Here is a 12009-nt window from a genome sequence, read left to right on the forward strand (position 1 = left end):
CCACGAGGAGGACTCCATGACCGGCACCGAGACCGTCCTGGGCGCTCCCGCCGAGCGCCGGGAGGGGCGGGAGAAGGTCACCGGCACCGCCCGGTACGCCGCCGAGTACGACTTCCCCGGCCGCGCCCAGGCCTGGCCCGTGCCGGCTGCGGTCGCGCGCGGCCGGGTGACCGGCGTTGACGTCGCCGCCGCGCTGGCGCTGCCCGGCGTGCTCGCGGTGCTCACGCACGAGAACGCGCCCCGGCTGGGCGAGCCCGACGACCCCACGCTCGCCCTGCTGCAGAGCCCGCACGTACCGCACCGGGGCTGGTTCGTGGGCCTGGTGGTGGGCGAGACGCTGGAGGCGGCCCGGGCGGGCGCCGCCGCCGTCCGCGTCACCTACGCGGCGGAGAGCCACGACGTCACCCTCACCGCCGGCCATCCCGGTGCCTACGTCCCCGAGACGGCCAACGGAGGCTTCCCGGCCGCCACCGAGCAGGGCGACGCCGACGGCGCCTTCGCGTCGTCACCGGTCCGGGTCGACGTCGAGTACGAGGTGCCGCCGCTGCACAACCATCCCATGGAGCCGCACAGCAGCACCGCGGTGTGGGACGGCGAGCGGCTGACCGTGCACTCCTCCAGCCAGGGCAGCACCGCCGTGCGGAAGGAACTCGCCCGGCTGTCCGGGCTGACCGAGGACCGGATCACGGTCCTCGCCGAGCACGTGGGCGGCGGTTTCGGGTCCAAGGGCACCCCCCGGCCCGACGTGGTCCTGGCCATGATGGCGGCGCTGCACACCGGGAGGCCGGTCACCGTCGCGCTGCCGCGCCGTCTTCTGCCCGCCGTCGTCGGCCACCGCGCGCCGACGCTGCACCGGCTGCGCCTCGGCGCCGACGCCGACGGCCGGTTCACCTCGGTCGCGCACGAGGTCACGACGCACACCTCACGGGTGAAGGAGTTCGTGGAGCAGGCGGCGGTGCCCGCGCGCGTCATGTACGCCGCTCCCGCCCTGCGCACCCTGCACCGGGTGGTGCCCCTGGACGTGCCCACGCCGTCCTGGATGCGCGCCCCGGGCGAGTGCCCCGGCATGTACGCACTGGAATCCGCGGTGGACGAACTCGCCGTCGAACTGGGCGTCGACCCGGTGGAGCTGCGGATCCGCAACGAGCCGGAGACCGAGCCCGACAGCGGCAAGCCCTTCAGCAGCAGGCATCTCGTGGAGTGTCTGCGCGAGGGAGCGCGCCGGTTCGGGTGGGCGGAGCGCGATCCGCGCCCGCGCTCCCGCGCCGAGGGTCACCTGCTGGTGGGCAGCGGGGTGGCCGCCGCCACGTATCCGGTGCTGGCCGCGCCCTGCCGCGCGTCGGCGCGGGCCCTGCCGGACGGTGGCTTCCTGGTGCGGGTCAACGCCACGGACATCGGCACCGGTGCCCGGACGGTCTGCGCGCAGATAGCGGCCGACGCGCTCGGCGTGCCCCTGGACCGGGTCCGCATCGAGGTGGGGAACAGCGACTTCGGCTCCGCGCCGGTGGCGGGCGGCTCGTCCGGCACCGCCTCCTGGGGCTGGGCCGTGCACGAGGCGTGCGCGCGGCTGGCCGAACGCCTGGCCGGTCCCGTGGGCCCGCTGCCCGACGAGGGCGTCGTGGCCGAGGCCGACACCACCGGTTCCGCCGACGCCGAGACCGGGTACGCGCGGCACGCGTTCGGGGCGCACTACGCCGAGGTCACCGTCGACACGGTCACCGGGGAGGTCCGGGTGCGGCGGATGCTGGGCGTCTTCGCCGCCGGGCACATCCTCAACGCCCGTACGGCCCGCTCGCAGTTCGTCGGCGGGATGACGATGGGCCTGGGCATGGCGCTGACCGAGGACAGCACGGTCGACCCGGCGTTCGGTGACTTCGCCGAGTCCGACCTCGCGTCGTACCACGTGCCCGCGCACGCCGACGTCCCGTCCGTGGAGGCGTACTGGGTGGACGAGGAGGACGCCCACCTCAACCCGATGGGCAGCAAGGGCATCGGCGAAATCGGCATCGTCGGTTCGGCGGCGGCCGTCGGCAACGCGGTCCACCACGCCACCGGCATCCGGTTCCGCGCGCTCCCGCTCACCCCCGACCGGGTGCTCTCCGGGCTGCTCGAGCACGAGCACCCCGCGGGCATGCTGGGGGTATGACGGCGGCCCCCCGTGGTCCCGCCCCACGTCCGGCGGGACCACTGGGGCCCGGGTGGGCGGTCAGTCGGCGACGCGGCGTGCCCGGGCGACCGGGCGGGCCTGCCGGCTCCGGACGGGAGCCTGCGACGCGACCCGTGCGCACAGTGCCGTCAGTGCGACCAGTGACGCGAGTACGGCGACTCCCACGGCCACCCAGACCGGCGCGAGGGTGAGGTCGACGGTGCGGGACATCTCCACCGACGGGGCGGTGGTGCCGTAGAGCTTCGCCGCGGCCAGTGCCGCGGGCAGCACGACCGCGACGGCGAGCACCGGCACGGCGGCACGCACGGTCAGGAGCAGGGCGACCACGAGGCAGAGCGCCGACAGGCCGAGCGCGAACGCGTAGCCGCGGACGGACGCGTCGTTCTGGTGCAGCGGGAAGTAGGCCACGCCGCAGCCGGCGAGTGCGGCGACGGTGAGCCACGTCGGCCAGAGCGCCCGCCCGGCGGTCCGCCGCCCCGCGGGGCCGCGCTCACGGTCGCGGTCGCGCGGGGCGCGGTCCCGGGCCCGGTCCCGGTTTCTCCGGACCGGGCGCAGGCCGCGGCGTCGTTCGCGGCCACGGGAAGCGGCTCCGGAGCGCACCTGTTCTTCGACGGGCGCCGGCTCCCGGGTCGCGTACGGGTCCTCCGGGAGCGGCTGCGTGAGCCGGGGGCCCGGCCGGTCGGCGTGCACCCGCTTCTCCTCGGCGAGCCGGCCGATCAGTTCGACCAGGTCCTCCACGGGCCGGCCGGTGGCGGCGGCCCGTACGGCCTCCTGGCCGCAGTGCGGCTCCAGCGGAGTGCGGTGCAGCAGGGCCATCAGCCGGGTCACGTCCTCCACCGAGCGGTGTGCCGCCGCGGCGCGGATCGCCTCGTCCGCGCTGTCCGGGCGGCGGGGCGGCCGGGTCAGCAGGGCCGCGAGCCGGGTGACGTCCTCCACGGACCGGTTGACACCCACCGCGCGGAGCGCGTCGCCCGTGGCCTGCGCGTACTGGGGGGACTGCTCCAGCATGGCGATGAGGTCGACGACCTCTTCCAGCGGCCGGTCGGCCACGGCGGCGCGCACCAGGTCGCCGACGGGGTCGCCGTAGGACCGCGACGCGTCGCCGGGGGCGACGGACTCCCGGGCGACGGACCCGTCCGCGAACGGCTCGCGGTCGGCGGGGTCGTGGACGGGGCGTTCCCGGTCGACGGGTTCGTGGGCGGCGTGGTCGTGGACGGAGCGTTCCCCGCCGACGGGACCCCGGCCGAAGGCCTCACGGCCGAAGTTCTCGTCGTCGAAGAGGTCCCCGTCCGTGAACCAGTCCCCGTCGTCCGGCCCGGCGGGCGGCTCGTGGGGGGCGGGCCGGGCGTCGGCGGTCCGGAACGTCCGCTCCCGCGGCGTGGGCTCCCTCGGGACGGGTTCCCGTGGGACGGGCGAGCGGGCGGTGCCGGCCTCCGCGATTCCTGGCCCGACCGTGTGCGTGCCCGTGCCCGTGGTCGTCTCCGCGGCCGGCAGGTCCACGGCGGATATGGCGTATTCGGTCGTACGGGATGATGAGGAGCCGGTGGTCATGTTCTCTCCGTGGGATGGGGGTGCGGCCGCCCTGCGTCCCCGACGTGCGACACGCGATGTGGTGCCCATTACTAGGGCCGTCCACCGCACGGTGCCACTCGGGCGGGCCACGGGGATGAGAGACCCGGTACGGGGACTTATCGCCCCGCCGAACGGGAATCCGACAGTCAAGGCATGTGCCGCGCACCAGGAGGAGGGGCGGGGTGGATACGACCACAGTGGTGATCGCCGCGGCGGTGTCGCTGGCGGCGGTCGCCCTCTGCGTGGCCGTCGGCGTCCTCGTACGGCTGGTCCGTACCCGGCGGGACCTCAGAAGGGCGGGGCTGACCGGCGGGCCCCGGTGGGTGTTCTGGGGCGCCGTCCTCTACTTCTTGCTGCCGGCGGACCTCGTGCCCGACCCGGTGTACCTGGACGACATCGGTGTACTGCTCCTCGCCCTGCGCTCGGTGCGCGGCTCCCTCGGCGAGCGGGAACGGGGCACGCGTCCGCCCCGTGACTACGCTGCGTAAGGAAACCAATCACCCGTTCGATTCGTATAAGTCTCTGGAAGCCGAGGGAAGTCGGCGGACCAGGCGACGGCGCACAGGAACCATCGCTTGATCGGCGCAGCACCGACTAGGGAGAGACGATGCAACCGTTCGCGCTCAACTACGCACGGCCCGCGGTGGAGTTGGAAGCCACGACTCCGTACGTCTACGACTCCGGGCTGCAGTTGAACGTGCTCCTCGACGGGCGTGTGGCCGCCTGCGACCACGCACTGCTGAGAGAACTGGGGACCACGACCTCCACGGCGGGGTCGAAGACTCACTTCGACGACTGAACGCGGGCCGCCGAGAATGACCGTGCTGATCCTTACCTGTGAAGAGGACGTCACCGCGGACATGGTGGTCGTGCACCTGAACGCGGCGGGCGTTCCGGTGGTCCGACTGGACCCCGCCGATCTGACCCATACCGTCGCACTCTCCGGCGAGTTCGCGCACGGGTCCTTCCGCGGCCATCTGTCCTCGGGAGGCCGCCTGGTGAGCATCGGGGGCCTGCGGTCCGTCTGGGTGCGCAGGCCGGGAGGCGCGGCGACGCGGGCCACCGAGCCCTCGCCGTGGCTGACCGAGGAGTCCGCGCAGGCGCTCTACGGCATGCTCCGCGGCTGCGGGGCGCGGTGGATGAACCAGCCCGACGCGGCCCACCGTGCCCGGTACAAGCCCTGGCAGCTGCGTCTCGCCCAGGAGTGCGGGCTGTTCGTGCCGGCCACGCTGATCACGACGTTCCCGCGGGCGGCACGGGAGTTCGCCGAGCGCTACCCGGACCTCGTGGTCAAGCCCGTCTCCGGCGCGCACCCGCAGGACCCGCCCCTGGCGGTGCCGACCAGCCGGGTCCCGCCGGAGGCGGACTTCTCCGCCGTCGCCCACGGCCCGACACTGCTGCAACGCCGGGTCGCCAAGCGCGCCGACGTCCGTCTCACCGTCGTCGGCGACCGGCTGCTCGCCGCCCGCAGGACGACCCTCGCCGGCCGGGACCCGGAAGTGGACGTCCGCTTCTCCTCGTCAGGCGAGCCGTGGCGGCCCGCCGAGGTGCCGCCGCGGGTCGCCGGGGCCGTCCTGGCGTACATGCGGGGGGCGCACCTGGCGTACGGGGCTTTCGACTTCGCCGAGGACGCGGACGGCACCTGGTGGTTCCTGGAGTGCAACCAGTCCGGGCAGTTCGGCTTCGTCGAGGTGGACACGGGCCAGCCGATCGCCCGCACCATCGCCGAGTGGCTGGCCCGCCCCGGCGGCGCGGAGCCGGCGGCGGCGGACGGCGCGGACCCGGCGGTCGTCGGGTGAGGCCGTGTCAGTGCGGGCGCGGGCCGGGCAGCAGCGCGGTGCGCTGCCAGCCGGCGCCGGGGGACGGGGTGCGCTCGGCGCCGGGCAGGTGGCCGGGCGAGTGCAGGGGGCGCATGACGACCTCCAGTTCCCTGCTCACTCGCTCCGCCTCCCGGCGCACCTGCGTGGGGACGTCACCGCATTCGGCGACGAGTCGGTCGTAGATGGGGGAATCCTGGAACACCCGTCAACGTGCCTTTCGTGTCGTCCGCCCCCGTACGGAGGCGCGACTGAGCAGTCTAGGCGTCCGGCCGTCCGGTGGTGCGCTTTCCCCCGAGCAGGTGACGGGGTGCTCAGGGCCGGCCGGTCGTGCGCGGGGCCCGTCCCGCGGTCCGGCCGGACGGTCCCGGCCGGATCCGCGGGACGGGCCCCGGGGACGGCGGTGTCACACGGCCAGCGACAGGCCGCTCTCCCCGTCCGGGTCCGCGGTCCGGACGGCGTCCGGCGTCCGCCCCTTGGCCAGCAGCAGCGCGTCCGCCTTGGCCACCGCCTCGTGGATGCCGGTCGTCGCCATCATCACGCACAGCGTGTAGCTGACGTCCGCCAGCTCCCGCGCCGCCGCCGGCCGCTCCCTCTCCGCCTGAGCGATCCGCAGCGACGCGTACCGCGTCAGCAACTCCCTGACGACCTTCGGGTCCGGTTCGAGCACGAAGCGCCCCTCTCTCGATTTTCGCTGCGTATGCCCGAACCCTGACGGAACATTCACCTCATGAGCGCACCTGCTCGCAATTGACGCAATTCCTTCGTTTCGTGTCCGAGCAGCGACTCGACAGGTCGACAACCAGTAAGAAAAGGGACGGAACGCCGCGGGGGTGCTCAGGCGACCTGACCGCTGTGCAGGGCCGTGTACGCCCCCTGCCTGCGCAGGAGTTCCTCGTGCGTACCGGTCTCCAGGACCCGGCCCTCCCCCATCACCACGATGCGGTCGGCGCCGCGCACGGTGGACAGCCGGTGCGCCACGACGAAGGTGGTGCGTCCGCTCAGCAGCCGGGCGAGGGCCTGCTGGACGAGCGCCTCGGACCGGGTGTCCAGGGCGGAGGTGGCCTCGTCCAGGATCAGCACCTTGGGGTCGCGGATCAGGGCCCGGGCGATGGCCAGGCGCTGGCGCTGCCCGCCGGACAGCCGGGCACCGTGCTCGCCGACCAGGGTGTCCAGGCCCTGCGGCAGCCGTTCGACGAACTCCAGCGCGTTGGCGTCGCGCAGCGCCGCGCGCACCGCCTCCTCGTCGGCATCGTCCATGCCGTAGGCGACGTTCTCCCGGATCGTGCCGTCGAAGAGGATCGACTCCTGCGGCACCACCGAGACGAAGCGCCGGTACGTGCGCAGGTCGAGGGTGGTCATGTCGATGCCGTCGAGCAGCAGCCGGCCGCTGGTGGGACGCAGGAAGCCGATCACCAGGTTGAGCACGGTGGACTTGCCCGCGCCGGAGGCGCCGACCAGGGCGACGGTCTCGCCGGGGTCGACCGCGAGGGTGAAGTCGCGTACGGCGGGCCGCCCGTCACCCTCGTAGACGTGGCCGACGTTCTCGAAGGTGACGGCCCCGCGCAGGGAGCCGAGTTCCGCCTTGCCCTCGTTGTCCTCCAGTTCGGGCGCCTGCAGGACCTCGCCGACCGAACGGACGGACTCCAGACCCTTGGTGATGACCGGGGCCAGGCCCGCCAGCGTCGTGGTGGAGCCGGTCAGCGTGGTCAGGAAGGCGCTGAGCATGACGACGTCGCCGGCGCTCACGCCCCACACGTCGTAGTAGGAGATCAGCGCCGCGCCCGCGAGGACCAGGACGCCGACGACGTTGAGCACGACCCAGGACAGTGAGCCGAAGCGGCCGTTGACCAGGTCGAGGCGCATCCCTGACGTGAGCAGCCGGTCCAGGGTGCCGTCCATGCGGCGCAGCGCCTTGCGCTCCAGTCCGTGGGCGCGCGTGACCGGGATGAGCCGGGTCATCTCGGTGACGCGGGAGGAGAGGGTCTCCACCTCGTGCCGGAAGCGCTCGTTGTGGGCGCGCAGCCGGGCGCGCAGCCGGGCGACGAGGAGGGAGGCGGCGGGCACGACGACGAGGAAGACGGGCAGGAACTCCGGTGTGCGGACGGCGATGATGACGAGGCCGCCGGTGAGGACGGTGAGCGCGCCGAGGCCGGTCTCGGCGGTCTGCTGCACCATCTGCTCCACCGTCTCCACGTCCCGCACGACCTTGGCCTGGAGGACGCCGGCACTGACGCGCGAGTGATAGCCGATGGAAAGCTGCTGCATGCGCGTGCAGAGGGCGGATCGCAGGGCGGTGCCCATGCGGCGGACGCTGCCGTACAGGAGGCGGACGTACAGCAGGTGCAGCGGGTAGTTGACCACCAGGATGAACATGATGATCCCGGTGCTGGTCCAGAGCGTGCCGATCGGCCGGTGCTGGACGACGGTGTCGATGATGGACGCGGTGATCAGGGGCAGCAGCCAGACGGGGCTGTGCTTGACGGTGAACACCGCGACCGCTCCGGCCAGTCGGCGGCGGTCGGCGCGGAGCAGGTAGACGAGCGTGCGTATCGGGTGCTCGCCCCGGTAGCGGTGGTCGAGCGGCTTTTCCAACGACGACGCCATCGGCGTGGTCCTCCTGGTGACCGAGGGGTGGGGCAAGCGCTTTCTCGCCTCGCGCGCCTTCTTACCTCTTCGGTCGGGACCGCGCCACACCGTCCCGCGGGCCGGGAATGCGCAGGCCGGCCCTGCACGTGGGCCGGGAGCCGCGTGGGCCGGGAGCCGCGGGCCCGGGGAACCGCGGGCCTGGGGAACCTCGGGCGCCGGGAGAGACCCGCGCCTTCTCCCCCGTGGAGGGCGCGGGTCTCAGTCTCCGAGCGTGCGGGCCAGTTCGGTGGTGGCCCGCGTGATCTCACTGTCGTCCTCGGCCAGCAGCCGCTCCAGCTCGCCCCGCCGGGCGCGGACGGCCTGACGGGCGGCGCGCTCCCACACCACCGGGTTCTCCCGGTGGTTGAGGAGCTTGGGGTAGGCGGTGGCGGTGGTCTCCCACTGCCGGGCGTCGGCGATGTTCTTGAGCAACTGGATGATCTGAGCCCGGCAGTTGACCTGGGGCCGCTGGGCCAGCTCCCAGAGGAAGGGCACGGTCGCGGCGGTGGCCTGCTCCACGACGAAGCCGTACTGGCAGATGCGTTTCCGCAGATCGCCGAGGGCGGCCCGGGCGGTCTCGGCATCGCCCCGGGCGACCTTGTCGAGCAGCCGGGGGATCGCCGCGGCGGAGCCGCTGGAGTCCTGGATCTCGTCCCAGGGCACCCGGTCGAGCCCGTCGAGGGGCGTGGTGCGGAGCGAACCGGCCGGCGACGTGTGACGGTCGGTGCGCCGGGTGCTCGGCGGTGGGGTCGGAGCGCTGCGCATGGTGTGGGGCCCTTCCGCGGCAGTCGGGTCAGATGAGGGGGCCGGTCGACAACGTGGCCCAGACGGTCTTGCCCGCCGGAGGTCTCGGGGTCCAGCCCCACTCCTCCGCCAGGGCGTCGACGATGGACAGACCGCGCCCGTGCTCGCGCAGGTCGCAGCCGTCGGACGGGGTGGGCACGGGGACGCCGTCCCCGGGGTCGGAGACGCTCAGCATCAGGCGGCCGGGGTGCAGGCTGAGGGCCAGCCGGATCTCGGGCCGGCCCGTCGCGGCCGACGGCACCCCGTGCGCCACGGCGTTGGCGGCGAGTTCGGTGATCACCAGGACGGCGTCGTCACCGTGGTGGTCGAGGGACCACCGGCGCAGCGTGTCCCGGGTGAACGCCCGGGCCCGGGCGAAGCCTTCCCCGCTGCAGGCGAGGCGCAGCACCGCGGGCGCGGCAGGGGCGGGTGGTGCGCACGATGTCGCGTGGGTGCCGGGGAGCGGCCACTCGGCGGGGCGGGTGGCCGGTCGAGCCGCACGCGGAAGCCCTTCGAACCGGCTCGCCGCCTCCGCCTCCGGCACAGGCTCGGCGGGCGAGCGGAGCGTTGGATGCGCAGGTGACGGCACGGCATCTCCCTGATGCGACGTCAGTAAGGGGCGTCGACCGAGGGGTTGACGCCACGGCTATTATCCACGCAGACAGCGCTCGCGTGCAATTGCACGAGAAATTGCGCAGAAAAAATCGGGCGGGAGCGCAGGAGGGCCGACGTGACGCGGTCCGCTCCCCCGGACGGCAAGGAGACTGCGGTGCCACCAGTGCGGAACGGAGTGCAGGCCAGTTCGCTGGACGCCTGCTGGAAGAAGAGCCGGCACAGCAACGCCGAGGGCAACTGCGTCGAGGTCGCCCTCGTCGACGGCGGCATCGCGATGCGCAACTCCCGTGATCCGGACGGCCCCGCGCTCGTCTACACCTCCGCCGAGGTCGCCGCCTTCCTGGCCGGCGCGAAGGACGGTGAGTTCGACCACTTGCTGTGACGGGGGCGGGGAGCGGCCGCCGCAGCGCACGCCGACGGCGAAGCGGAGGCCAACTACCCGATTTCCACGGGCATGTGCGGGAAAGACCGGCAGGGTGAGATAGTGTGTTCATCAAGTCTGCCGGTCTGCTGGGAGCCAGGATGTCCGCCGCGTCGCCCCGCATCTCCCGTCTCGAACCCTATCTGGACCGGACCGAGCCGGCTCCGACCCTGCTGAAGATGCTCGTCGGCGTACAGCTGGCGGGTTTCCGGGAGGACGCCGGCCTGTCCCAGGACCAGGCGGCGCGGGAGCTGGGGTTCAGCCCGGCGAAGCTGTCCCGCATCGAATCCGGCAAGAGCCGCAGGCCCCCCACGGAGACCGACGTACGCGCCCTGCTGGAGCGCTACGGCACCGACGCCTACGAGGCCTCCGTCCTGCTGAAGCTGCTGCAGCGTGCGAGTGAGCCGGGCTGGTGGCAGCGGTACGACAAGCGCCTGATGCCCGAGTGGTTCGACCGCCTGGTCGGCCTCCAGGAGGCGGCGGCGACCATCCGCACCTTCGAGATCCAGTACGTTCCCGGACTGCTCCAGACGGCGGCCTACACCCGCGCCGTGGTCGAGCGCGGCCTGCCGAACGCGCCGGCCTCGGAGGTCGAGCGGCGGGTCGAACTGCGCATGCGCCGCGCGGAGTTGCTGCACCGCCCGGACGCGCCGCAGCTGTGGGCGATCATCGACGAGTCGGTGCTGCTCCGCGTGCTCGGCAGCCGCGACGTCATGCGGGAACAGCTCGAGCACCTCGTCGAGATGACCGAGCGGCCCCACGTGACCCTGCAGATCGTGCCGCTGGACGTGACCAACGCGTCGGCGCCCGCCATCCCGGTGACCTACCTGCGCTTCGGCGGCAGCGACCTGCCCGACGTGGTCTACCTGGAGCACATCAAGAGCGCCAACTTCCTCGAGGACCGCGACGAGACCGAGGAGTACCGGGTCGCCCTCGACCGGCTGGCCGACGAGGCGCTGACGCCGCGCGCGTCACTGGCGATGCTGCGCGAGAGGGCATCGGGGCGCTACGCCGCGAGCTGAGCCGGCGAGAGCGAGCGGGACCGTTCCGACACGGCGGGCCCGGCAGCGAGCGGGCCGCGCACCGCGTCCTCGACGCGGCGCACGGCCCGTGGTTCTGTGCCGGCTAGCGGATGCGGCCCAGACCGCCGAACTCGATCCACTCGTCGGTGAGCTGCCGGGGAGCCACCTCGCTGTCCGGCCGCCAGGTGGAGACCTCCACCAGACCCGGCTCCAGGATGTCCATGCCCTCGAAGAACGACTCGACGTCCTTGGGCTCGCGGACCCGGCCCCAGTGTCCCTGCGTCGCCTCGTTCATGAAGTCCGTGACGAACTTGCGCACTTCGGCGTCCTCGCTGACCAGCTGGCAGATCACGGCGTAGCTGCCGGGCGCGAGGCGCTCGGTCACGCGACGGACGACGGCCTTCGGCCCGTCGGTCTCGCTGTCCGGGATGCAGTGGAAGACCGAGTTGAACAGAACCGCCACCGGCTGCGAGAAGTCGATCAGGCGCCGCGTCTCCGGGTGCGAGAAGATCTCCTCGGTCGAGCGCATGTCGGCGTGTATGACGGCGGTCCGGTCGTTCTGGTCGAGCAGCGCCCGGCCGTGGACCAGCACCATCGGGTCGTTGTCGACATAGACCACGCGGGACTCGGGGTCGACGCGCTGGGCGACGGTGTGCACGTTGTCCTGCGTGGGCAGGCCGGAGCCGTGGTCCAGGAACTGACGTATGCCGTAGTCCTCGGCGAGGGTCCTGACGACGCGCTGCAGGAAGCGCCGGTTGTTCAGGGCCAGCCGGCGGGTGCTGGGCACGACCTTGTCGAGCTGGTCGACCGCAGCCCGGTCGGCCGCGTAGTTGTCCTTGCCGCCGAGGTAGTAATCGTACATACGTGCGGCCGTTGGCACGTTGGAGTCGATCTCCGTGGACAGCTGCTTGTCGGCTTGCATCTTTCCCCCAGCTCCGTACCGCGCCAACCGCACCGGCATGACAGAGAGTACATCCTAGAGAC

General features: G+C 73.0%; 13 protein-coding genes. 6 read left to right on the forward strand and 7 right to left on the reverse strand.

Going from position 1 to position 12009, the window contains the following annotated elements; all coding sequences use genetic code 11:
• Positions 1 to 16: 16 nt before the first annotated feature.
• Complete coding sequence (locus tag ACGF3H_RS06235) at positions 17 to 2146, forward strand: xanthine dehydrogenase family protein molybdopterin-binding subunit (protein WP_362500396.1); 2130 nt, start codon at positions 17 to 19, stop codon at positions 2144 to 2146.
• Positions 2147 to 2206: 60 nt separating this feature from the next.
• Here the strand turns inward: ACGF3H_RS06235 and ACGF3H_RS06240 are convergent, their stop codons facing one another.
• Complete coding sequence (locus ACGF3H_RS06240; protein WP_362500397.1) at positions 2207 to 3718, reverse strand: hypothetical protein; 1512 nt, start codon at positions 3716 to 3718, stop codon at positions 2207 to 2209.
• A gap of 203 nt (positions 3719 to 3921) precedes the next feature.
• Between ACGF3H_RS06240 and ACGF3H_RS06245 the strand changes: the two genes are divergently transcribed.
• From ACGF3H_RS06245 to tgmB, 3 genes are all read left to right on the forward strand, one after another.
• A complete protein-coding gene (locus ACGF3H_RS06245) occupies positions 3922 to 4227 on the forward strand; it encodes a YkvA family protein (RefSeq protein ID WP_362500398.1) in 306 nt (101 codons plus the stop codon).
• Between the two features lie 119 nt (positions 4228 to 4346).
• A complete protein-coding gene (gene tgmA / locus ACGF3H_RS06250) occupies positions 4347 to 4538 on the forward strand; it encodes a putative ATP-grasp-modified RiPP (RefSeq protein WP_003978169.1) in 192 nt (63 codons plus the stop codon).
• Positions 4539 to 4554: 16 nt separating this feature from the next.
• A complete protein-coding gene (gene tgmB, locus ACGF3H_RS06255; protein ID WP_362500399.1) occupies positions 4555 to 5538 on the forward strand; it encodes an ATP-grasp ribosomal peptide maturase in 984 nt (327 codons plus the stop codon).
• A 7-nt stretch (positions 5539 to 5545) separates the two neighbouring features.
• On the opposite strand, the gene ACGF3H_RS06260 is transcribed toward tgmB, so the two are convergent.
• The 5 genes from ACGF3H_RS06260 to ACGF3H_RS06280 all read right to left on the reverse strand — a co-directional run bounded on the left by ACGF3H_RS06260 (position 5546) and on the right by ACGF3H_RS06280 (position 9376).
• Positions 5546 to 5761 (reverse strand): hypothetical protein, encoded by a 216-nt coding sequence (locus ACGF3H_RS06260; RefSeq protein WP_189232698.1) that lies wholly within the window; start codon positions 5759 to 5761, stop codon positions 5546 to 5548.
• A 201-nt stretch (positions 5762 to 5962) separates the two neighbouring features.
• Positions 5963 to 6226 carry a DUF5133 domain-containing protein gene (locus ACGF3H_RS06265; protein ID WP_362500400.1) on the reverse strand — a complete coding sequence of 88 codons (264 nt, stop codon included), beginning with the start codon at positions 6224 to 6226 and terminating at the stop codon, positions 5963 to 5965.
• A gap of 167 nt (positions 6227 to 6393) precedes the next feature.
• The gene (locus ACGF3H_RS06270) at positions 6394 to 8163 is read right to left on the reverse strand and encodes an ABC transporter ATP-binding protein (RefSeq protein WP_362500401.1); all 1770 of its coding nucleotides are present in this window, start codon (positions 8161 to 8163) and stop codon (positions 6394 to 6396) included.
• A gap of 240 nt (positions 8164 to 8403) precedes the next feature.
• A complete protein-coding gene (locus ACGF3H_RS06275) occupies positions 8404 to 8949 on the reverse strand; it encodes a hypothetical protein (RefSeq protein ID WP_362500402.1) in 546 nt (181 codons plus the stop codon).
• Between the two features lie 28 nt (positions 8950 to 8977).
• The gene (locus tag ACGF3H_RS06280) at positions 8978 to 9376 is read right to left on the reverse strand and encodes an ATP-binding protein (RefSeq protein ID WP_393588618.1); all 399 of its coding nucleotides are present in this window, start codon (positions 9374 to 9376) and stop codon (positions 8978 to 8980) included.
• A gap of 360 nt (positions 9377 to 9736) precedes the next feature.
• Between ACGF3H_RS06280 and ACGF3H_RS06285 the strand changes: the two genes are divergently transcribed.
• Entirely contained in the window at positions 9737 to 9964 is a 228-nt protein-coding gene (locus tag ACGF3H_RS06285) for a DUF397 domain-containing protein (protein WP_362500404.1), read from the forward strand.
• 140 nt (positions 9965 to 10104) lie between these two features.
• On the forward strand, positions 10105 to 11025 hold the full coding sequence (locus ACGF3H_RS06290; RefSeq protein ID WP_362500420.1) for a helix-turn-helix transcriptional regulator: 921 nt from the start codon (positions 10105 to 10107) through the stop codon (positions 11023 to 11025).
• A gap of 103 nt (positions 11026 to 11128) precedes the next feature.
• Here ACGF3H_RS06290 and ACGF3H_RS06295 read toward each other — a convergent pair whose 3' ends face one another.
• On the reverse strand, positions 11129 to 11947 hold the full coding sequence (locus tag ACGF3H_RS06295) for an SAM-dependent methyltransferase (protein WP_362500405.1): 819 nt from the start codon (positions 11945 to 11947) through the stop codon (positions 11129 to 11131).
• Between the last annotated feature and the right edge of the window lie 62 nt (positions 11948 to 12009).

Origin of the sequence: Streptomyces sp. NPDC048185, from assembly GCF_043202495.1 — a bacterium.
Classification (GTDB): domain Bacteria; phylum Actinomycetota; class Actinomycetes; order Streptomycetales; family Streptomycetaceae; genus Streptomyces.